Origin of the sequence: Roseomonas alba, from assembly GCF_019430885.1 — a bacterium.
Lineage (GTDB): Bacteria > Pseudomonadota > Alphaproteobacteria > Acetobacterales > Acetobacteraceae > Neoroseomonas > Neoroseomonas alba.
Map to the genome: position 1 here is coordinate 186,901 of NZ_JAHYBZ010000003.1, position 19,239 is coordinate 206,139.

General features: G+C 70.8%; 20 protein-coding genes. 9 read left to right on the forward strand and 11 right to left on the reverse strand.

Translation table 11 applies throughout. The features are described from left to right. Window positions 1-75 precede the first annotated feature (75 nt). The 3 genes from KPL78_RS09615 to KPL78_RS09625 form a co-directional block, all read right to left on the reverse strand. Window positions 76-1,047, reverse strand: a complete 972-nt coding sequence (locus KPL78_RS09615) for a Bug family tripartite tricarboxylate transporter substrate binding protein (protein WP_219762725.1) — start codon at window positions 1,045-1,047, stop codon at window positions 76-78. Window positions 1,048-1,133: 86 nt separating this feature from the next. Further along, entirely contained in the window at window positions 1,134-2,414 is a 1,281-nt protein-coding gene (locus tag KPL78_RS09620) for a hydantoinase/carbamoylase family amidase (RefSeq protein WP_219762726.1), read from the reverse strand. Window positions 2,415-2,439: 25 nt separating this feature from the next. After that, window positions 2,440-3,015, reverse strand: a complete 576-nt coding sequence (locus KPL78_RS09625) for an amino acid synthesis family protein (protein ID WP_255568826.1) — start codon at window positions 3,013-3,015, stop codon at window positions 2,440-2,442. Between the two features lie 156 nt (window positions 3,016-3,171). Here KPL78_RS09625 and KPL78_RS09630 point away from each other — a divergent pair, with 156 nt between their 5' ends. Together KPL78_RS09630 and KPL78_RS09635 are read left to right on the forward strand one after the other, a co-directional pair. Further along, the gene (locus KPL78_RS09630) at window positions 3,172-3,837 is read left to right on the forward strand and encodes a GntR family transcriptional regulator (RefSeq protein WP_219762728.1); all 666 of its coding nucleotides are present in this window, start codon (window positions 3,172-3,174) and stop codon (window positions 3,835-3,837) included. Between the two features lie 49 nt (window positions 3,838-3,886). Beyond that, the gene (locus KPL78_RS09635; RefSeq protein ID WP_219762729.1) at window positions 3,887-4,516 is read left to right on the forward strand and encodes an ankyrin repeat domain-containing protein; all 630 of its coding nucleotides are present in this window, start codon (window positions 3,887-3,889) and stop codon (window positions 4,514-4,516) included. A 77-nt stretch (window positions 4,517-4,593) separates the two neighbouring features. Here the strand turns inward: KPL78_RS09635 and KPL78_RS09640 are convergent, their stop codons facing one another. Beyond that, window positions 4,594-5,085, reverse strand: a complete 492-nt coding sequence (locus tag KPL78_RS09640) for a GNAT family N-acetyltransferase (protein WP_219762730.1) — start codon at window positions 5,083-5,085, stop codon at window positions 4,594-4,596. 63 nt (window positions 5,086-5,148) lie between these two features. Between KPL78_RS09640 and KPL78_RS09645 the strand changes: the two genes are divergently transcribed. Together KPL78_RS09645 and KPL78_RS09650 are read left to right on the forward strand one after the other, a co-directional pair. Further along, window positions 5,149-5,787 carry a histidine phosphatase family protein gene (locus KPL78_RS09645; protein WP_219762731.1) on the forward strand — a complete coding sequence of 213 codons (639 nt, stop codon included), beginning with the start codon at window positions 5,149-5,151 and terminating at the stop codon, window positions 5,785-5,787. 608 nt (window positions 5,788-6,395) lie between these two features. Beyond that, the gene (locus tag KPL78_RS09650; protein WP_219762732.1) at window positions 6,396-7,208 is read left to right on the forward strand and encodes a lipid-binding SYLF domain-containing protein; all 813 of its coding nucleotides are present in this window, start codon (window positions 6,396-6,398) and stop codon (window positions 7,206-7,208) included. A gap of 4 nt (window positions 7,209-7,212) precedes the next feature. Here KPL78_RS09650 and KPL78_RS09655 read toward each other — a convergent pair whose 3' ends face one another. Then, window positions 7,213-7,593, reverse strand: coding sequence for a hypothetical protein (locus KPL78_RS09655; RefSeq protein WP_219762733.1), 381 nt, complete (start codon window positions 7,591-7,593; stop codon window positions 7,213-7,215). A 163-nt stretch (window positions 7,594-7,756) separates the two neighbouring features. Here KPL78_RS09655 and KPL78_RS09660 point away from each other — a divergent pair, with 163 nt between their 5' ends. Then, a complete protein-coding gene (locus KPL78_RS09660) occupies window positions 7,757-8,548 on the forward strand; it encodes a trypsin-like serine peptidase (protein WP_219762734.1) in 792 nt (263 codons plus the stop codon). Window positions 8,549-8,712: 164 nt separating this feature from the next. On the opposite strand, the gene KPL78_RS09665 is transcribed toward KPL78_RS09660, so the two are convergent. From KPL78_RS09665 to KPL78_RS09675, 3 genes are all read right to left on the reverse strand, one after another. Then, window positions 8,713-10,017, reverse strand: coding sequence for an LLM class flavin-dependent oxidoreductase (locus tag KPL78_RS09665; RefSeq protein WP_219762735.1), 1,305 nt, complete (start codon window positions 10,015-10,017; stop codon window positions 8,713-8,715). 138 nt (window positions 10,018-10,155) lie between these two features. Next, on the reverse strand, window positions 10,156-10,563 hold the full coding sequence (locus KPL78_RS09670; RefSeq protein ID WP_219762736.1) for a hypothetical protein: 408 nt from the start codon (window positions 10,561-10,563) through the stop codon (window positions 10,156-10,158). Between the two features lie 382 nt (window positions 10,564-10,945). Next, window positions 10,946-11,158, reverse strand: a complete 213-nt coding sequence (locus KPL78_RS09675) for a hypothetical protein (RefSeq protein ID WP_219762737.1) — start codon at window positions 11,156-11,158, stop codon at window positions 10,946-10,948. Between the two features lie 340 nt (window positions 11,159-11,498). Between KPL78_RS09675 and argB the strand changes: the two genes are divergently transcribed. Further along, complete coding sequence (gene argB, locus KPL78_RS09680) at window positions 11,499-12,389, forward strand: acetylglutamate kinase (RefSeq protein ID WP_219762738.1); 891 nt, start codon at window positions 11,499-11,501, stop codon at window positions 12,387-12,389. 434 nt (window positions 12,390-12,823) lie between these two features. On the opposite strand, the gene KPL78_RS09685 is transcribed toward argB, so the two are convergent. Both KPL78_RS09685 and KPL78_RS09690 read right to left on the reverse strand, forming a co-directional pair. Next, window positions 12,824-14,032: a DUF2336 domain-containing protein gene (locus tag KPL78_RS09685; RefSeq protein ID WP_255568896.1), complete on the reverse strand. Its 1,209-nt coding sequence runs from the start codon at window positions 14,030-14,032 to the stop codon at window positions 12,824-12,826. Further along, the gene (locus KPL78_RS09690) at window positions 14,032-15,414 is read right to left on the reverse strand and encodes a sensor domain-containing diguanylate cyclase (protein WP_219762740.1); all 1,383 of its coding nucleotides are present in this window, start codon (window positions 15,412-15,414) and stop codon (window positions 14,032-14,034) included. The genes KPL78_RS09685 and KPL78_RS09690 overlap by 1 nt, the downstream gene beginning before the upstream one ends. Before the next feature lie 116 nt (window positions 15,415-15,530). Between KPL78_RS09690 and dapD the strand changes: the two genes are divergently transcribed. The 3 genes from dapD to KPL78_RS09705 are packed head-to-tail and all read left to right on the forward strand — an operon-like array spanning window position 15,531 to window position 18,127. After that, entirely contained in the window at window positions 15,531-16,367 is an 837-nt protein-coding gene (dapD, locus tag KPL78_RS09695; RefSeq protein WP_219762741.1) for a 2,3,4,5-tetrahydropyridine-2,6-dicarboxylate N-succinyltransferase, read from the forward strand. A gap of 36 nt (window positions 16,368-16,403) precedes the next feature. After that, on the forward strand, window positions 16,404-17,549 hold the full coding sequence (gene dapE / locus KPL78_RS09700) for a succinyl-diaminopimelate desuccinylase (RefSeq protein WP_219762742.1): 1,146 nt from the start codon (window positions 16,404-16,406) through the stop codon (window positions 17,547-17,549). 29 nt (window positions 17,550-17,578) lie between these two features. After that, entirely contained in the window at window positions 17,579-18,127 is a 549-nt protein-coding gene (locus tag KPL78_RS09705; RefSeq protein ID WP_219762743.1) for a hypothetical protein, read from the forward strand. A 126-nt stretch (window positions 18,128-18,253) separates the two neighbouring features. On the opposite strand, the gene KPL78_RS09710 is transcribed toward KPL78_RS09705, so the two are convergent. After that, complete coding sequence (locus KPL78_RS09710) at window positions 18,254-19,207, reverse strand: tripartite tricarboxylate transporter substrate binding protein (protein ID WP_219762744.1); 954 nt, start codon at window positions 19,205-19,207, stop codon at window positions 18,254-18,256. Window positions 19,208-19,239: the final 32 nt, after the last annotated feature.

Below are 19,239 nucleotides of genomic sequence, written 5' to 3' on the forward strand. Positions count from 1 at the left end.
CCTGCGGCGCCATGCAGCGCGCGGCGGGTTGACGGGCAGCGGGGACAAGGCCGCCTCGCGGCCTCCCCCGAAGCGTCAGGTGGCGGTGATCCCGACCTTGCGGATGATCTCCTCGTACTTCGCCATTTCCCGCTGGATGAAGTCGCGGAACTGCGCGGGCGTGCTGCCGACCGGCTCGTTGCCGAGCTCGGCGAAGCGCGTGCGGATGGCGGCCGTGGCCAGCACCTCGGCGACCGCGGCCTGCATCTGGCGCATCATCGGCTCCGGCGTGCCGGCCGGGGCGAAGATGCCGTTCCAGTCATAGCTCTCGACCGTCGGATAGCCGGATTCGGCAAGGGTCGGCAGGTCGGGGAAGGCCGCGGCGCGCGTGCTGCCCGTGGTCGCCAGCGCCTTCAGCCGCCCTTCGCGGATATGCGGCATCGAGGAGGGGATGAAAGCGAAGCTGCTGAAGACATGGCCCGCCATCAGGTCGACCATGGCCGGCCCGCCGCCGCGATAGGGCACGTGGATCATCTGCAGCCCCGCGGCAGCCATGAAGATCTCCATGCCGAGATGCTGCGCGGACCCGTTGCCCGAGGAGGCATAGGAGAGCTCGCCCGGCCGCGCCTTCACATAGGCGACGTAGTCGGCGACCGAATTCACCGGCGCCGAGGGATGGACCGCCAGCGCATTGCCCGAACGGCTGACCTGAGTGACCGGTACCAGGTCCTCGAGCACCTTGTAGGGCATCGCGCGGCCGAGGGCCGGGTTCACGGCATAGGTGGTGATGTCGAACAGGAAGGTGTGCCCGTCGGGCGGCTGCTGCGCGACGAAGCCGCCGGCGATCAGCCCGGAGCCGCCGGCGCGGCTTTCGACCACCACGTTCTGGCCGAGGCGCTCGGAGATGCCCGGCGCGATCAGCCGCGCCGTCACATCCGCCCCGCCACCGGGCGAGGTGCTGATGATCAGACGGATCGGGCGGGTGAACAGCGAGGTCTCGGCACGCGCGGTACCGGCAAGGCCGAAGCCCATCATCGAGGCGAGGAACTGCTGACGCGTCAGGATCATCTTGCTCTCCTTGATTGGCTGGCTGGTTCCTCCCCGGGAGTGCCTCTTCCCCCCATTCGTCGCAGGTGCTGGAGGCGTGGGGGCCGTCAGTCGGGCGGGCCGGCCGCCGCGACATGCATGGCGCGGGCGAGCACGGTGCAGCCCATGGCGAAGTCGCTTTCCAGCAGCGTCTCGCGCGGATTGTGGCTGCCGCAGGGGTTGCGGGTGAGCAGCATCGCCGAGGGGATGCCGCTGAGCGCGAAGATGCCGGCGTCGTGCCCTGCGGTGGGCAGGCGCATCACCGGCAGGCCCGATGCCTCCATCTGCCGTTCCAGCAGGCTTGTGACGCCGGGATCGAGCGCCACCGGATCGGCGGTGACGCGGGGCCCCATCTCGAAGCGCACGCCGCGCGTCGCGGCGATGCGCGCGATCATCGCGTCGAGGCGTTCGGCGCCGAGGCGCAGCGTGGCCTCGCTGGTGCTGCCGACATTGAGGCTGAAGCTGACCTCACCCGGCACCTTGGTCAGCGCGTGCTGCGCCGGATCGGTCGAGAAGCGTCCGAAGGTGACCACGAAATTGTCGTCGCCCGCGGCGGCGAGCTCGGCCCAAAGCGCATCGAGGCCAATGGCAAGCTCGGCGACCGCCATCACCGCGTCGCGGCGGCTATGTCGTGGGGTGGTCGAGGCATGGCCGTATTCGCCAACGCAGCGCGCCTGCGGATAGCGGAAATTGCCGCGGATCGCCGAGGCAACGCCGAGGGCGAGATCCTTTTCCTCGAGCAGCGGGCCTTGCTCGATATGGAGTTCGATGAAGCAGGCGGTGTCCTGCCGCGTGAGCAGCGGCGTCGCATCGGTGCGAAAGGGGAAGCCGAGCGCATCGACATGCTCCCGCAGCGTCAAGCCACTGTCGATGCGGCGGCGCTCACCGAGGGCGGTGCGGTCGCCATGGGCCAGCAGCAGGCGGCTGCCGAGATAGGCCATGTTGAACCACGGGCTTTCCTCCCCCCGCATGGCCAGCGCCCGCAGGCTGCGCGGCGGCATGATGCCGGCCTTGCGCGTGGCGGCGAGCACGGCCAGCGCGGCGGCGGTGCCGGCCAGCCCGTCGAAATTGCCTCCGTTCGGGACAGAATCGAGATGCGAGCCGCTGGTGATGGCCGGCAGCGCCGGGTCTGCGCCCGGCAGCAGGAAGGTGATGTTGCCGAAGGCGTCGTGTTCCGGGGCCAGGCCGAAGCCGGCGGCGAAGCGACAGACCAGATCCGCGGCGATTTGCTCGCCCTCGCCAAAGGCGGCGCGGGTGATGCCCGGCTCCGCGGCGGTGAGGCGCCCGATCTCCGCCATCAGACCCCAGGCCTCTGCGATGACGCCGTCGAGGAGGGGCTGAGGGATCACGGCGGGCGCTGCGACCATCATCGGGCTAGCGTAGCCCGTCGCGCGCGGCGATCGCGTCAGCGGCGAGGCCACCCACCCGTGCGTTCAGCCGGCCACGATTGGCCAGCGCGACGATCAGCGCGACCTCGTCCGCGGCCGGCGCGTCGGAGGGCAGCGTAACGCTGATCCCGTCGTAGTGAGAACGCACGTACAGCGCGTCCTTGTGCGCCAAGGGAACGTCGATGCTGGCCCCGGGCGCAGCGAGCTTGGTGAAGGAAGGGATCCAGGCAAGCGCGCCACCCACCGCCACCCGCAGCGGCTCGGCAAAGGCGGTCGTGAGCATGGCGTTGGCATGTTCCTGCTCGCCGCCCAGCCCGACGACCCCGGCCTTGCCGTAGCTTTCGACCGGCAGGCCACCCATCGCCTCGACCGCTTGGCGGGCCAGAAACCCGCCAATGGCGACGCTGCCGTCGATGAGGGGGCCGAGATCTTCGACATAGCGTCCGGCAAAGGGATTGGAGACCACCGCGATGACCGCAACCCTGCGCAGCGGCACGTCACGGCTCTGGCCGGCCTCGATGCTGCGCTCGTCAACAACAGTGAGCCATCGGCGGAGTTCCAAGACCCTCTCCTTCACATCTCGCCGCCGCAGCATGTTGTATCGCCCGGTTGCCGTCCAGTAGGATTGTGGGACATTTGGATAATCATCCCGGCGCCAGGCCTTGACGAGACGCTGGCCAAGCCCGATGGGCCGCGGATGGCAAAGGCGGACGGGACGATGGATCTGCGGGTTGCCCCGGTGACGGTTCAGACCCAGGCGGTCGACAAGCTGCGCGAAGCCATCCTCTCCGGGCATTTCGCCCCAGGGCAGCGGTTGGTTGAGATCGAGTTGTCGCGAGCGCTCGGCATCAGTCGCAACTCGGTACGCGAGGCGCTGCGCCGGCTGGAGGGAGAGCGCCTGGTCGCCTCAATTCCCAATCGCGGACCTGCGGTGATCGCGCTGGGCTGGGCTGAGGCCGAGCAGATCTATGCTGTACGCGAATTGCTGGAGGGGGAGGCCGCGTCCCTCGCGGCTCGGCTGGCCCGCCCGGCGGAACACGCAGCAATGGAGGCGGCGCTGACGGCCTTCGAGGCCGCCGTCGCGGCAGAGGACGCGGTGGGGCGCGTCTCCACCACAACCCGCTTCTATGACGGGCTGCTGGCCGCCTGCGGAAACAGGGTGATCGAAGAGGTGCTGCGCGGATTGCATGCCCGCATCAGCCTGCTGCGGTCGCGGTCGATGTCATTGGGCGGCCGTTCGGTCGAGAGCGCGCGGGAGATGCGCACCATCCTGGAAGCGGTGCGGGCGGGCGACCCGGCCCTGGCGCGCGAGGCCGCGGCGCAGCACGTGCGTGCGGCCTGTGCGGCAGCGCGCCTGGCCATGGAGCGCCCGGCGGCGGCCTGACCCTGCGCCCGCCGTGACAGGCATGGCCAAACTGCTCTAAACCGCTGCCATGCGACGCATCCTTCTGGTGGCCCCCCTCGCGCTGACGCTGATGCCGGGCGGTCCGGCCCGGGCCCAGTTCTCCGGCCCGCCGCCGGATCAGCCCCGCACCGCAGCGCGCCCGCCGCCGGCCCTGCCCGGCATCGCCGCCCGGCGCGCGCCGGAGCCCATTCCCGGCGACCCCAATGCGAACCTGTCGCCCACCGCGGCGCTGTTCGACGCCATCACCCGCGGCGACCTGCCAGCGGCGCGCGACGCGGTGAATCGCGGCGCCAGCCTCGACGAGCGCAACGTGCTTGGCCTGACGGCGATCGACGCGGCGGTGGATCAGGGGCGCAACGAGATCCTGTTCTTCCTGCTCTCGGCCCGCGGCGCGGTTCGTGGGCCGTCGGCTCCTCCGGAAGCCTCCCTGAGCCCGGCCCAGCGGGCCGCCCGTGACCGGGCCGCCCGGGCCGAGGCGGAGCGGGCAGCCCGCGCCGCGACGGTTGGCCGCGGCGGGCCGCGTGGGCCGGCACCGCAGTCGCGGCCCCGGCTGTTCGCCAATGATGGCGGGGCACCGCGTCCGGAAATGGGCTTCCTGGGCTTCGATGCCGGGCGCGGGGCGGCGACGGAAGCGGAGCGGCGATCGCGCCGGAGCTGAAGGCGCCCGGCACGCCCCCGGGCGCCGCAACCGCCACAATGGCGGATGGGGAGGGGCGCTGCCCCTCCCTGGCGACCTCACCGACCGAGATCCAGCACCAGCCGCCGCTCCACCACGCTGCGTCCCCATTGCTCGGCGACGATCTCCTCCTCCAGCGCGAAGCCGGCCGACGCGTAGAGATGCGCTGCCGCGTCCAGGCCTGACAGCGTCCAGAGGTGGATGCGCGTCATGCCGATAACCCGCGCGCGGGCGAGAGCCTCGGCGAGCCAACGCCGCCCGAGCCCCTGCCCGCGCAGGGCGGGGTCCATGATGAACCAGCGCAGATGCGCGGAATCCGGTTCCTCGCCGCAATCCAGCACCAGCGAACCGAGCACGTGCCCATCGCGCGCGGCGCAGCGGAAGATGTCGCGCGCGGGATCGAAGCGCAGCAGGAATGCGCCGAGCTCTCGCGCGACTTTGGCCTCGAAGAAGACACCGAAGCCGTGGCTCGCGCTGTAGTGGCGCGCGTGCAGCGCGGCGATGTCGCCGATGGCGCCCGGAATCCAGTGTTCGTGCACGGTGATGTCCATGCGATCAGGATAGAGCGCGCGCGGCCCCTCGCCAGCCTCTCGACGCTGGGCTAGAGGCAGCGCGTGACCCCGACACGCTTCTTCCTGATCCGCCACGCCCTGGTGGAGCCCTCCGCCCGCGCCGTGCTCTATGGCTCGATGGATGTCGCGCTGTGCGACCTCGCCCTGCGGCAGGAGGCCGCATCGTATCGCTGGCTCGCGCAGCGGCTGCCGCAGCCGGCGCGCTGGTTCGTGACGAACCTGTCCCGCACGCGCGCGACCGCCGCGGCGATCTTCGCCGCCGGCTATCCCGAGGCGGCGCTGGATGCCGAACCCGACCTTGCCGAACAGCATCTCGGCGACTGGCAGGGCATCCCGCACGACGCGCTGCCCGCCCTGCTGACCCATCCGGCGCATCCCTTCTGGCCCCATGGCGGGGAGGAGCACCCGCCTGGCGGGGAATCCTTCCGCCAGGTCCAGGCGCGAGTCGCGGGCGTGCTGGAGCGCATGGCGACGCTGCTGGAAGGCCAGGACGTCGTCATCATTGCGCATGGCGGGTCCATTCGCGCCGCGCTGGCGCATGCGATGGGACTGACGCCGGACCAGGCGCTGATCTTCAGCATCAAGAACCTGTCGCTGACGCGGATCGAGAAGCACGGCCTGGACTGGCGCGTCGCCGCGGTGAACGAAGAACCCTGGACGCCACCAGCACCGGAGGCCTGACGTCAGGCCGCCGGAGGATACGAGCGCGGCATCCGAACCCGCTCGCGCGGGAAGCATGGCGACGGCGGAACGGGGAAGGGCTCTGCCCTCCCCCGCCAAAGGCCGAAAGGCCTTTGGAAACCTCGATCTGGTGTTGGGCAGGGAAGGCACCCCGCGCCTGCCGCGCGCGTGCCGTGCCCATCGCCTCATTCACTGAGCTGCGCCCGATCATCCAAGGCGGCGCCAAATCATGGTCGCCAGAGGCCCGTTGGCCGATGGGGGCCTATTGGCGTTGCCGTGTACCTTCCTCGGGGCGCCGTCGACCCGGGATCCCAGCCAAGCCTCACTGGCGCCGCGCTGTTGGGGGCATGCCGCTCCCACCCGACATCATGGCTGCAAGCGCCCATCCCGACGCTCGTCCTGCCCGCGGCGCCCGGCGCCAAGTCGAGGTTTCCAAAGGCCTTTCGGCCTTTGGTGGGGAGAGTTCGAGAGGGGCAAAGCCCCTCTCGACCCCCTACCCAGGAACGGGGATGCAGCGCGCATCACGATTCCGCCATCGCGAAACCTTTGTGTTGCTCCAGAGCTCCGGATAGAACAGAGACCCATCAATGGCTTGGGGGGCCCAGTTCATGCGACGTCTCGCTTTTCTCGCGTTCGCCGCCCTCGGCCTCGCCACGGTGTCCCATGACGCCCGCGCCCAGGCCGAGCAGCAATCCCTGGTCGACCGCGCCACGCTGTCCCTGCAGGAAGTCTTCGACCTCGGCGACATGACGGCCGATGCGCGGTCCATGCTCGGCCGCTCGCGGGCGGCGATGGTCTGCCCACGGGTCTTCCGAGCCGGCTTCATCTTCGGCGGCCAGGGTGGCGACTGCGTTCTGGTCGCGCGGGACGGCAGCGGATCCTGGTCCTCGCCCGCCTTCTACACCATGGGCGGCGGGTCGATCGGCTTTCAGGCCGGCGTGCAGGACGCGCAGATCGTCATGCTGATCATGAACGACAAGGCGCTCGAGGCGATCCTGGACCACAACTTCAAGTTCGGCGCGGATGCGGGCGTGGCGCTCGGGACGCTGGGCCGTGGCATTGCCGGCGCGACCACCACGGCGATCGGTGGGGACATTGTGACCATCGCCCGCGCGCGCGGGCTGTTTGCCGGCATCTCACTCGACGGCAACTACCTCGATCCGCGGGATAGCTGGAACCGTGCCTATTTCGGCCGGGATGCGAGCCCGCGCGAGGTCGTCGTGGACATGGCGGTGCACAATCCCGGCAGCGACCCGCTGCGCGCCGCGCTGATGCGCCTGTCGCAGGCGGAACCGGCCGCGCCGACTGCGGTGGCCCCGCAGGGCTCGGCCGCGCCGCGGGAGGTCATCACCCCCGCCCCCGGCAATTCAGCGACGCCGCGCGTGCAGTCCGAGAACCTGCCGCCGGCCCGTTCGCGATAGGCCGTCACGGTCGGCGGCACAGCCGCGCCTCGGCGGCCTCCAGCGAGGCCGCCACATCGCCCGGCCCGAGGATGATGTCGCGCGGCCCGTCCTCCCTCAGCCGGTCGGCCGCGCAAAGGCACAGACTTGCCAGACGCTCGAAGGACCAGCCGGGTCGGTCGCCAATCGCCTCCTTCAGCCCGGTGGTGCAGCGCCAGCGGAACACCGCGTCGCCAAAGGGCGTGCCGAGGGCGGCGGACGTGCCCGATGCCGGCGCGCTGCCCGGCGTCGCCGCGCCCTGGATGCGCGCTGGCGCCGATCCCGGTGGCGGATGCTGGCCGAGCCAGGCCACACCGGCCCCGAGCCCGCCCAGCAGAAGCAGCAGAATGACAATCGCCCGAATCACGGAGCGGAGAATGACGCGGCCCGACGCCGCCGGCCAGACGGCGCAGGGAACGGTTCCCTTTGCTGCGCGATCTGCTCTAGCCTCCAGCCATGCGGACCCTTCCCCTGCCCGCGCTGGTCCTCGCCTTCGGCGTGTTGTCCGTGACGTTGCCGCAGGCAGCGGCATGGGCGCAGCAGCAGACGCAGACGCCGGCGCCACCGACCACGCCCTCCCCGACCCCGCCGCGCTCCTGCCATCCGCCGCCGCCCGCGCCCACCTCGTGATACGCCGCGGATTGGCGGGCCTGGCGGCGGCACTGGCGCTTGCCCTGCCCGGTGCGGCGGAGGTGCCAGGCCTCGGGCCAGTTGATACGCGCCTCCAGGTCTCCCCGCGCGAGGCCCCTTTCGACGCCATCGCCCTGATCGAGACCACCGCAGGAGGCCGCTGCAGTGGGGCGCTGATTGCCCCGCGCCTCGTGCTGACGGCAGCGCATTGCCTGATCGCGAGCGACGCGACGCGCCTGGTCGCGCCCGGCGATGTCAGCGTGCGTGTCGGCGGGCGTACCGTGCGGGGGGCGCAGCTGCGCAGCGGGACGGGCTTCAATCCTTCCCGCGAGGAACCCTGGCGGGCCGACTGGGCACTGGTGACGCTGACGGAATCGCTCGGCAACGGGCACGTGCTGCCAATGCTGCGCGAGCCCCCGGGGCTTGGCATGCCGGCGACACTTGCCGCCTGGCAGTATGACCGGCCGGATGTGCTGATGGCGGATCGCGCCTGCCGCGTCGTCACGGTCGCCACCTTCGGCGCGCAGGGGATCCTGGTGGGCCATAATTGCGCGGGAACCACGGGCAGCAGCGGCGCGCCGATCCTGGTGCCGGTCCGCGACGGCTATGCGGTGGCGGCGGTGCAGGTGAAGGCGGCGCTGGGACAGCCGCTGGGGGTCGGCGTGCCGGCGTTCACCATTCCCGCGCCCTGATCGGGTGGGAGGGGCCCCGGCGCCAGCCGTGGCGGCGCGGCCCTCAAGGGCCGCGGAGCATCCTGTCGAGCCGCCGCCCACAAGGGGGCGCGCGACGATCGGCAGGCCAGGCGACCTTGTCGGCGTCATGCCCGCAGAAGGGCGCGCCACCCTCCGCCCTCGTCCTATGGGTTGGCCAGGTTCTCCCGCAGGGTCGTTCCCGCATACTCCTTGCGGAACAATCCGCGCCGCTGCAGCTCGGGCACGACCAGCCGTCCGAATTCCTCGAACATGCGGGGGTGGACGGTCGGTGAGATGATGAAGCCGTCGCAGGCGCCGGCGGTGAAGTAGTCCTCCAGCATGTCCGCGATCATCGTCGGCGTTCCGACCAGCAAGGCACGCGGCTTCGCCACCGCATCGGTGAAGGCGATGCGCTCCTGCTCCATCAGTTGCAGCACGCGGTCCTGCGATCCCTTGCTGCCCTGGTTGCCCTGCGCCGCCTTGAAATCCTCATGCGACCCGATGTGCGCAAGGTCCACGCCCATCAGGGCCGAGTTCAGCATCCGCTGTGCCTCGGGCTCGATCAGGGATTGCAGGTACTCGAATTTCTCCTGGGCGATGCTCTCCGTCTCGCCGATCACGGTCATGAAGCTGGGCAGAACTTTGCAGGCCTCGGGCGGGCGGCCATAGGCGGCCATGCGCGACTTGAGGTCGTTGGTGAAGGCCAGCGTGTCGGCCTTGCTGTGCGGGGTGCAGAAGACCATCTCGGCCCAGCGCGCGGCGAATTCGCGCCCGCGGTCGGACGCGCCGGCCTGCAGGAAAACGGGACGCACCTGCGGCGTCCGCGGCATGGCGAGCGGCCCGCGCGTCTTCACCCACGTCCCTTCGTAGTTTGTGTAGTGGACCTTGGAGGGGTCGACGAAGATGCCTTCCTCCTTGTCCATCACAAAGGCGCCGTCGTCCCAGGATTCCCAGAGCGCGTTGCAGGCCTCGACCACCTCGTCGGCGCGGTCGTAGCGCTCCGCCTTGCCGGGAATGGCGTCGAGGCCGAAGTTCTTCGCCTCGAGATTGGTGGCGGAGGTGACGATGTTCCACGCCATCCGCCCGCCCGTCAGCAGGTCTAGCGAAGCCAGCGTCCGCGCGATCCAATACGGGTGCAGCAGCGTCGTGGACAGCGTCGCGCCGAGGCCGAGATGCTTCGTCACCCGCGCCATCACCGGCAGCACGACAAGCGGATCGAGATAGGAGATCTGCCCGCCCAGCCTCAGATAGGCGTCGAAATTGCCGCCATGGATGTCGGGCAGTCCGAAAGTGTCCGCATAGAAGCAGGCATCGAAGCGCGCGTCTTCAAGCACGCGGGCAATATGCTCGTAGCGCTCGGGGGTGAAGATGTCGTGCAGCGGCGCCTCCGGATGGCGCCAGGACCCCGGGTGGTTCGCCGTGGGGCCGGTCTTCAGGAAGGCGACCAGATGCATCCGGCGCTCGGTCATGGGGCCCCGATCCTGCGGGCAAGTGTGACGTTCGTGGCGCGAGCCATGTGACCTCAGGTCTCCGGTTGGCCGCGAGGCGTTTCTTGATCTTGGCCCGACTATGCGGGCAGGCCCGCCTGCCGGCAAGGCGGGCCGTCCTTACGCCCGGGGTCGGTTGGTGCCGGCGACCAGGGAGAGGGTCGCCGCGCGTTCGTTCGCCACCAGGACCAGGCAGTTCACCTGCAGCGTGGCGCGGGAGACCATGTGCGGCGTGCAGAGGGCGGAGACGCTTCGTCCTTCCGCCTTGCCCTCGATTTCGATCGCCTCGTCGCGCGGCATTTCGGCCTGCATCGCGACCCGGCCATTCACCGTCACCACGATCTCATGCTTGGGGCTGGAGCCGAGCAGACCCCATTCGCGCCGGGTATCGAGGTAGCCGGAAATACGCCAGGGCTCCTCAGCGGCGGCCGGGCGCCAATATTGCGGGCCGGACCCGATGCGGCCGGGCGCCGTGCGCGCCCCACACCCCGCCACCGCCAGCGCCAGAAACAAGGCGAGTAATTTCATTATTGAACTACCTATGGTTGTATTCAATGTCCCGAATATCCATATCGATGAAATTTCTCATCCAAACATTGCGTGATACGCTTGTCTCCGAGCTCAGGCCCTGGCGAGGCGAGCGGCATTCCCGCAGGGCCCGCACGATGCCGTACAGCGTGCCCGGAACAGTTCCCGGTCAGGTGGAACGCTGATCGGGTGAAGACCTCGCGCCGATGACGGGCGGGGGACATGCCGTGAGTCAAGGCAACCGCGAACGGGCCTAGAGGCATTATCGATCGAACGGCACCAGCCCGCCCCCCCCCCAGCCGGCCACCCATCCAGGATACTGTCGTCGGGTGGCCGGGCGGGGGTCCGGGCCCGTACCGACCCAGCGTGAGCGAAAAATGCTCTAGCCCGGCGGCTGCGTCCCGGCCACGAGCGAGAGCGTTGCGGCGCGCTCATTCGCCACCATGACCAGGCAGGTCACCCGCAGCGTGGCGCGGGCGACCATCTGGGGGGTGCAGAGGGCAGCGACATTCGCGCCCTCCGCCGTGCCGGCCAGTTCCACGGGCCCGTTGCGCGGCATGTCAGCGTGCGCGACGACCTGATCGTTGACTGTCACGACAACTTCATGCTCGGGCCGGCTGAATAGCCCGGACCGGACGCGCCGCGTATCCAGGTAACCTGCGATACGCCACGGCTCCTTGGAGGTTGGTGGGCGCCAGAATTGCGGCCCGGCTTCAACGCGGCCAGGCGCCGTCCGCTGCCCGCAAGCCGCCAATGCGACCGCCAGACCCAAGGCGAAAAGTCGCAGCACAGGACCACCCCCAGTTGTTCTCCGTGAAATTGTTAACGTGCCTTGCCACGCCCCGCACCAGCGGAATCGCTCCCGGCGCCGGCTTGACCGGCCCGCGCCACGCCGCCAGAAACCGTGGCCCCTGCGAACGGGGTGAGGAATGCCCATGACCGAGCCTGCCGACACGCCTGATGCCATGCACCTCCTGGCGGGCGCCCTGCCTTTCCTGAAGCGCTATGACGACGCGGTCGTCGTGGTGAAGTACGGCGGCCACGCCATGGGCGAGGAAGAGACCGCGCTCCGCTTCGGGCGCGACATCGCGCTGCTGGAGCAGGTCGGCGTGAACCCCGTCGTGGTCCATGGCGGCGGGCCGCAGATCAACGCCATGCTCAAGCGCCTGAACGTGAAGTCGAGCTTCGTGCAGGGCTTGCGCGTGACGGATGCGGAAATGCTCGACGTGGTCGAGATGGTCCTCGCCGGCCCGGTCAACAAGCAGGTGGCCGAGGCGATCACCCGCGCTGGCGCCATCGCCGTCGGCATCTCCGGCAAGGACGGCGCGCTGATCCGCGCGCGCAAGCTGAACCGCACCTATCGCGACCCTGACAGCAACATCGAGAAGGTGCTCGACCTCGGCTTCGTGGGTGAGCCGGCGAGCGTCGATCCCCGTGTACTGAAGCTGATGATCGGCGCGGATATCGTGCCGGTGGTCGCCCCGGTCGGCGTCGGCGAGGACGGCCAGACCTACAACATCAACGCCGACACCGCGGCCGGCGCGATCGCCGGCGCGCTAGGCGCCGAACGGCTGCTGATGCTGACCGATGTCGCGGGCGTACTCGACACCGAGAAGAAGCTCATCCCGGAAATGACGGTCGCCGAAGTGAAGGCCGGCATAGCCGCCGGCTGGATCAACGGGGGCATGATCCCGAAGGTCGAGACCTGCATCTACGCCATCGAACGCGGGGTGAAGGGCGCCGTGATCCTGGATGGGCGCGTGCCGCACGCGATCCTGGCGGAGCTGTTCACCGATGCCGGGCCGGGGACACTGATCCGGCCGTAAGGTCCGGCGGCGGCGGTGGGAATTGGTGGGGCGCCGCCCTTCTTGTGCGCGAATACCGCCGCTGACAGCGATGGAGAGGGGCTCTGCCCCTCTCCAAACCTCACCCCGCCAAAGGCCAAGAGGCCTTTGGAAACCATCACTCGGCGCTGTGCGGGACAGCCAGTCCATACCGACGGGGCTTTGTCCTCGCGCCATTGCCTTTGGTTTGGCAGGCGGCCGCACCGCCAGCCTCCCCCTGCAGGGCGTTCGCATTGGTGATGACCCGATCATCGACAACGGTGCGCCGCAGCGATGCGAGCGCCAGCTCCACCATCCCTTCGGACCTCGGCGCCCAACGCCAGGTATCGGTTTCCAAAGGCCCTGTGGCCTTTGGTGGGGAGAGTCCGAGAGGGGCGAAGCCCCTCTCGGTTCCACAGCGCAGGATAAGGTGCTGCCTACTGCGCCGCCGCGCGCGACAGGGCGTCGATGCGCCAGCGCAGCTCGCCATCCCCCACGGCCACCGCCATCGGTGCCGCCCCAGCCACAGGCGGGGCGGGCGCGAGTAGCGCGACCACCGCCTCGGCCGTCGCGTCGTCGAGCCCCGCCTTGCGACACAGCCCGGCGAGCGTCTTCGCGCAGCGCGTGACCACCGCGTGGTCCACGTCGCTCTGCGGCACGTCGGCCAGGGCCGCGAGGCCGGTGGCGACGAAGTGACGCTCCCCGGCGCCGGACGCGCGCAGCATAGCCGCCGCATCCAGCGCGCCGGCCTGCATCAGGATGCACACGCGGGTGGCGGCGTCCTCGGCCGTCTCGCCCGGTCGCGGCGCGCCGGCCAGGCGCTGGGCGACGGCGGCGCGAATGCGGGCGGTGGTCTCGGCCGGCAGGTCGCTCCGCTGCGCCAGCGGGGCCAACAGCGTCTCGGCGACGAAGTCGGCAAGCGCCAGGGCGGCGCGGGGCGGCAGGTCGGGACGGCGGACCAGGGGCTCCTGCCAGGCGGCGTATTCGGCGGCCTGGACCACCAGCGCATCCAGCGTGCTTTCCCGGATCGCGGCGGTGTGGTTGCCGAGCAGCGCCGTGATCGCGAAGGTATCGCCAGAGGCGACCAGCGCGTCGGCGACCGTCTCGCTGATCGCCGGGCGGCGGGCGATGGCGGTCAGCGTCGCGGCGATCGGCGGCGCGGCAACCAGGCCGAGCAGATCCTCCTCGGTCAGCAGGGGGCAGAGGCGCAGCACGGGATCGGCCACGCGCGGGCTCGCATCCCGTGCCAGGCCGAGCATCATGGCGCGCGGCGCGTCGGGCAGATCCTTCACGGCCTCGGCGACGGTGGCGCGGATGTCCTCGACGACATCGGCGGCGAGTTGCGCCAGCGCCGTCCAGGCCGCCTGCGCGAGGCGATCCTGCTGCGCCGGCGGCAGGCCCGGGAGAAGCTGTGCGAGCCGTTCCGCCAGCGCGCGGCGCACGGCGACGTCGTCATCCAGCGCCAGTGGCCCGAAGGTCTGGTGCGGGCTGGCGGGATTGCCGGCGACCGCGGCGCGGATCTCCGGCGCGCGATCGGCCATCAGGTAGTACAGCGCCTCGGGCGGGGTCTCCGGGTTGGCGGCAAGGGCGGTGCGCGCGGCGGGCGGGCCGCCTTCCAGGATGCGCGCAATCTCTCTCACGTCCATCACGCCGCCGGCTCCGCAAGATGCCAACGCCCGCGCCCGCTGCGCTTGGCCTCATAGAGCGCCGCATCGGCGCGGGCGACGAGGAGGCCCGCCCCCTCGACCGCCCCCGGGGCGCGCCAGGCGAGGCCGATGCTGAACTGCGGCGCGGGGTGGTCGCAGGGCTGCGCCGCGGCGGCGGCGATCAGGGCCTCCGCCCGGGCGGTTGCCTCGGCCTCGGTGACGCCCGGAAGCCAGAGGGTGAACTCGTCCCCGCCGAAGCGCGCGGCAAGACCGGTGTCGCCCGCGGCGTCGCGCAGCAGCCGCGCGGTGATGCGCAGGGCGGCGTCGCCCGCCTCATGCCCCAGCCGGTCGTTGATCGGCTTGAGGTTGTCGAGGTCAATGAAGAACAGCGCGCCGCCGGCATCCCCCGCGCGGCCGCCGATCGCCGCGGCCAGGCTGCCGAGGAAGGCGCGGCGGTTGGCGAGGCCGGTCAGCCCATCCGTGCTCGCCTGCTGTTCGAGTTCCGCCTGCAGACGCCGGAAGCCGAGCACGGCGCCGAGCGTGGCTGCCATGGCGCGCAGCACGGCGAGGTCCTCGGCATCCCAGTCACGCGCGCCGGCGGCGCGCCAGGCGGCCAGGGCCGACAGGGCCGGCGCGCGGCCGTGATGGTGGAACAGCGCCGCCGGGAGCCGGCCATCGAGGCGGCCCACCCAGTCCCGCGCGCTGTCCAGCGCATCGGTGGCGGCCTCGATCAGGCCAGGGGGCACCATGGTGGTGGGGGAGATGATCTCCGGGCCATGCGCGCCGGGCACGATCATGGCGGTGCCCGCGCAGCCCAGCGCATCGCGCAGGCCGGTCAGCCCATGGACGAGGGCTTCCGCCGCCGTGCCGGCGTGGCGGACGGCCTCGCCCAGCGCATCGAGCAGGGCGGCGCGGCGCAGCCCGGCGGCGGCGACCGTCGTGGCCGTCTCCTCCTCGGTCACGTCGCGCGCGGCGCCGCGCAGCCCGGCGAACTGGCCGCGCGTATCGCCGATCGGCGCCAGGGAGAGCGACAGACAGCGTGGCTGCCCGCCGGCGCCGGCGACCCAGACGCGGTGGTTGCGCACCGCCTGGCGCTGGTCGAAGGGATCGGGCCCGGTACCGAGCACCAGCGATGCCGCCCGCCGCCCCAGCAGCCCTGCCGAGACATGGCCCAGCACATGATCGGGCCAGAGGAAGCTGAACCGCCCGGCGCTGTCGGTCTCGAAGACGAAATCCGCCGAGAGGCCGGCAAGGTCCTGCCAGCGCTGCCGCGATTCCAGCAGGGCGCCGTGCAGCGCAGCCGTGGCCGCGGCGGCGGGCGGGATGGTCGCCGATCGTTCCTCGGGGCACAGCGCCATGGTCATGGCCCCATGGAACCGCATGCGCGATGAATCCCCGGTTACCATGCCGCGACGGCTGCAGGACGCGCGCCGCGTTGACAGCGGGCCGCCGGGGCTTCAAGCACCCTTGCCCATTTCCGAACGCCCCGAGGACGTCCATGGACCATACCGCTCTGAAGGCCCGCATCGAATCGCTCTGGCAGAACCGCGAGCGCGTGAACCCCGCCACTGGCGGGTCCGACCGCGCAGCGATCGAGGACGCGCTGGAGATGCTGGATTCAGGCAGGGAGCGCGTGGCCCAGCCGGACGGCAAGGGCGACTGGCACGTGAACCAATGGCTGAAGCAGGCGGTGCTGCTGTCCTTCCGGCTGGTCGATTCCGCGCCGATGGACACCGCCGCCGGCGCCTATGACAAGGTGCCGCTGAAGTTCGCCGATTGGGGCGAGAACCGCTTCCGCGAGGCCGGCTTCCGCGCCGTGCCGGGCGCCGTGGTGCGCCGGTCGGCCTATATCGCGAAGAATGTGGTGCTGATGCCCTCCTTCGTGAATCTCGGCGCCTATGTCGATGAGGGGACCATGGTCGACACCTGGGCGACCGTCGGGTCCTGCGCGCAGATCGGCAAGAACGTGCACCTGTCGGGCGGCGTCGGCATCGGCGGCGTGCTGGAACCGCTGCAGGCCAATCCGGTGGTGATCGAGGATGATTGCTTCATCGGCGCGCGATCCGAAGTCGCCGAGGGCGTGATCGTCGAGAAGGGCGCGGTGCTGTCCATGGGCGTCTTCCTCGGCGCCTCGACCAAGATCATCGACCGCGCGACGGGCGAGGTCTTCATCGGCCGCGTACCGTCCTACTCGGTGGTGGTGCCCGGCTCGCTGCCTGGCAAGCCGCTGCCGGACGGCTCGCCGGGGCCCTCGCTCTATTGCGCCGTCATCGTGAAGCGCGTCGATGCGCAGACGCGGTCCAAGACGGCGATCAACGAGTTGCTGCGCGACTGAGGCTCCGGCCGCGCATCACCACGGCGACGCAAGGACATGACGATGGCGGCGGATCCGACCCCCCTCGCCCAGGCGATGATCCGCTGCCGGTCGGTCACGCCGGCCGATGACGGCGCGCTGGATGTGGTCCAGCGCGCGCTGGAACCGCTCGGCTTCGCCTGCACCCGGCTGGTCTTCGGGCCTGATGACTACCGGGTGGACAACCTGTTCGCCCGGCGCGGCACGGCCGGCCCGCATTTCTGCTACGCGGGCCACACCGATGTCGTGCCGCCGGGCAACGTCGCGGCCTGGACCGACGATCCGTTCAGCGGCGTGGTGCGCGACGGGACGCTGTTCGGCCGCGGCGCCTGCGACATGAAGGGCGGCATCGCCGCCTTCATCGCCGGTCTGGCCGACTACCTCGCCGCGCATCCGGACCATCCGGGGTCGATATCGCTGCTCATCACCGGGGATGAGGAGGCGCGATCGGTGGACGGCACCGCGAAGGTGCTGGAATGGATGGAGGCGAACGGCCAGATCCCGGACATGGCGCTGGTGGGCGAACCGACCAGTCGCGCCGTGCTCGGCGACACCATCAAGATCGGCCGGCGCGGCAGCCTGAATGCCTTCATCACCGTGACGGGCAAGCAGGGCCACAGCGCCTATCCCGCCAAGGCGGACAACCCGATCCATCGATTGGTCGCCGCGCTGGGACCGCTGCTGGCCGCGCCGCTCGACAACGGATCGGAGTTCTTCCCGCCCACCACGCTGCAGGTCACCGGCTTCGATGTCGGCAACACCGCGACCAACGTCATCCCGGCGGTGGCGAAGGCGATGCTGAACATCCGCTTCAACGACCACCACACCAGCGCGGCGCTGACCGAGCGCCTGCACGCCGCGCTGCGCGCCGCCGGATGCAGCTACGAGCTGATCGCCGAATGCTCGGGCGAGAGCTTCCTGACGCGGCCCGGCCCCTTCGTCGATGCGCTGTCGCGCGCCATCGAACGCAGCACGGGCGTCGCGCCTGCGCTGGATACTGGCGGCGGGACCTCGGATGCGCGCTTCATCGCGCGCTATTGCCCCGTCGCTGAATTCGGCGCCGTCGGCACCTCGCTTCATCAGGTGAACGAGAACGCGTCGGTCGAGGAGCTGCGCCGCCTCGCCGGCAGCTATCGCGCCATCCTCGAGGAGGTGTTCGGCTGAGCGGATCCCCCGCCCCTTCGGCCGGGCCGGTGCTGCGCGGCATCGTCGGCGCGCTGATGCTCGCCCGCGGCCGGCGCGACGGCGTGGAGGCTTTCCGCCCGACGCTCGACGATGCGCGGGCCTCCTTCCTCGCGGCCTTCCTCTGCCTGCCGGCCTTTCTGCTGCTGCGGATGGGCTCCACGCCGGGCGGCGAGGCCGTCGATCCGGTGCGCGCGCTGATCGGCGACCTCCTCGCCTATGTCTGCTCCTGGGCGGGTTTCGCCGTGGCCTCCTTGCCGATCGCCGAGGCGATGGGCCGCCGCAAGCTCTGGCCGCGCTTCATCGCCGCCTGGAACTGGATGAACCTGGTGCAGTACGCGGTGCTGACGCTGCTGTCCCTGCCGTCCTTCCTGGGATGGCAGGGGATGGTGGCGGATACGCTCGGGCTGGTCGGGCTGTTCTACGCCATCTGGATGCAGTGGTTCGCGACACGGCTGTCGCTGTCGATCAGCGGGGCGCAGGCGGCCGCCTTCGTGGGGCTCGACCTGGCGCTGTCGCTGTTCCTGTCGGGGCTGGTGCTGCAACTGGCACAGGCATGAACCGGACGGCGCTCGGCCAGGCGGCCCAGGGGCTCTGGCGTTGACGGGCGAGCGCTCCCGGTCAGTGCCCCGGCAAGATGTTCCAGGCCCCGGCCCGGCCGAATGGCCCCCGCCGGGCCGGGGATGTCACTGCCGCCAGGGCGTGGCCCGCCAGATCTCTCCATAGATGCGCGCCTGATCCCCGACGAAGCGCGTCATGGTCGGACGGTCCATGTGGCGGACGATGACGAAGTCGCGTTCCGCCATGCCGCGGAATTCCGGGTCGGCGGCCGTGCGAGCGATCGCCTCCTCCCAGCGCGCGATGATGGCGGGCGGGGTTGCGGCCGGCAGGGCGAAGCCGCGCGCCGAACCGGCCACGACGGCGACGCCCTGCTCCGCACCTGTGGGCAGGTCGGGCGCCTTGTCCCAGCGTTCGCGTTCCATGATGGCGACCACACGCAGCGCGCCCTGCTGATGCGCGCGCACGGTCAGGCTGACGGTCGAGATCGACCCGGCGACATGCCCGCCCTGGACGAGTTGCATCGCCTGCGCCGCGCCCTGGGTCGGCACCCAGGTGAACTTCACGCCGGCGGCGCGCTCGATCGCCATCATCGCGAGGTGCGGCGCCCCGCCGACCCCGGCGCCTGCGATGGTGACGGTCTCGGGCGCTGCCCTCGCCGCCGCGACCAGGTCGCGCAGGGACCGGTAAGGCGTGTCGTTGCCGACGAAGACCGTATAGGGCTCGTCCGTCAGCAGCCCCGCATAGGCGAAGCTGTCGACGCGGTAGCGCGGCGTGTTGTCGTAGAGCGCGGTGACCAGTGCAGGGAAGGAGACGAGCGCGGCGGTCCGTCCGTCGGGCGCCGCGGCCGCGACCTCGTTCAGCATGAGCATCCCGCCGGCGCCGGGCTTATTCGCGACGATGATCTGATTGCCCGGGCCGAGATATTTTTCGAGGAAGGGTGCCGCCATGCGCGCGGCGAGGTCGATATTCCCGCCAGCGGCGAAACCGACATGGATCTGGATGGGCCGGTCCTGCGCCCGCGCGGCGAGCGCCGGCAGCGCGAGGGTTCCACCGAGCATGAGGCGGCGCGACGTCACCATCGGTCTCTCCCGGCCTGATGGGCGAAATGCTG

Bases quoted from the DNA above. Each gene is read 5' to 3' on its own strand.
- KPL78_RS09615 (WP_219762725.1), bottom strand. From the start codon at position 1,047: ATGATCCTGACGCGTCAGCAGTTCCTCGCCTCGATGATGGGCTTCGGC.
- KPL78_RS09630 (WP_219762728.1), top strand. From the start codon at position 3,172: ATGGATCTGCGGGTTGCCCCGGTGACGGTTCAGACCCAGGCGGTCGAC.
- KPL78_RS09635 (WP_219762729.1), top strand. From the start codon at position 3,887: ATGCGACGCATCCTTCTGGTGGCCCCCCTCGCGCTGACGCTGATGCCG.
- KPL78_RS09640 (WP_219762730.1), bottom strand. From the start codon at position 5,085: ATGGACATCACCGTGCACGAACACTGGATTCCGGGCGCCATCGGCGAC.
- KPL78_RS09650 (WP_219762732.1), top strand. From the start codon at position 6,396: ATGCGACGTCTCGCTTTTCTCGCGTTCGCCGCCCTCGGCCTCGCCACG.
- KPL78_RS09660 (WP_219762734.1), top strand. From the start codon at position 7,757: ATGGGCGCAGCAGCAGACGCAGACGCCGGCGCCACCGACCACGCCCTC.
- KPL78_RS09665 (WP_219762735.1), bottom strand. From the start codon at position 10,017: ATGACCGAGCGCCGGATGCATCTGGTCGCCTTCCTGAAGACCGGCCCC.
- KPL78_RS09670 (WP_219762736.1), bottom strand. From the start codon at position 10,563: ATGAAATTACTCGCCTTGTTTCTGGCGCTGGCGGTGGCGGGGTGTGGG.
- argB (WP_219762738.1), top strand. From the start codon at position 11,499: ATGACCGAGCCTGCCGACACGCCTGATGCCATGCACCTCCTGGCGGGC.
- KPL78_RS09685 (WP_255568896.1), bottom strand. From the start codon at position 14,032: ATGGACGTGAGAGAGATTGCGCGCATCCTGGAAGGCGGCCCGCCCGCC.
- KPL78_RS09690 (WP_219762740.1), bottom strand. From the start codon at position 15,414: ATGCGGTTCCATGGGGCCATGACCATGGCGCTGTGCCCCGAGGAACGA.
- dapD (WP_219762741.1), top strand. From the start codon at position 15,531: ATGGACCATACCGCTCTGAAGGCCCGCATCGAATCGCTCTGGCAGAAC.
- dapE (WP_219762742.1), top strand. From the start codon at position 16,404: ATGACGATGGCGGCGGATCCGACCCCCCTCGCCCAGGCGATGATCCGC.
- KPL78_RS09710 (WP_219762744.1), bottom strand. From the start codon at position 19,207: ATGGTGACGTCGCGCCGCCTCATGCTCGGTGGAACCCTCGCGCTGCCG.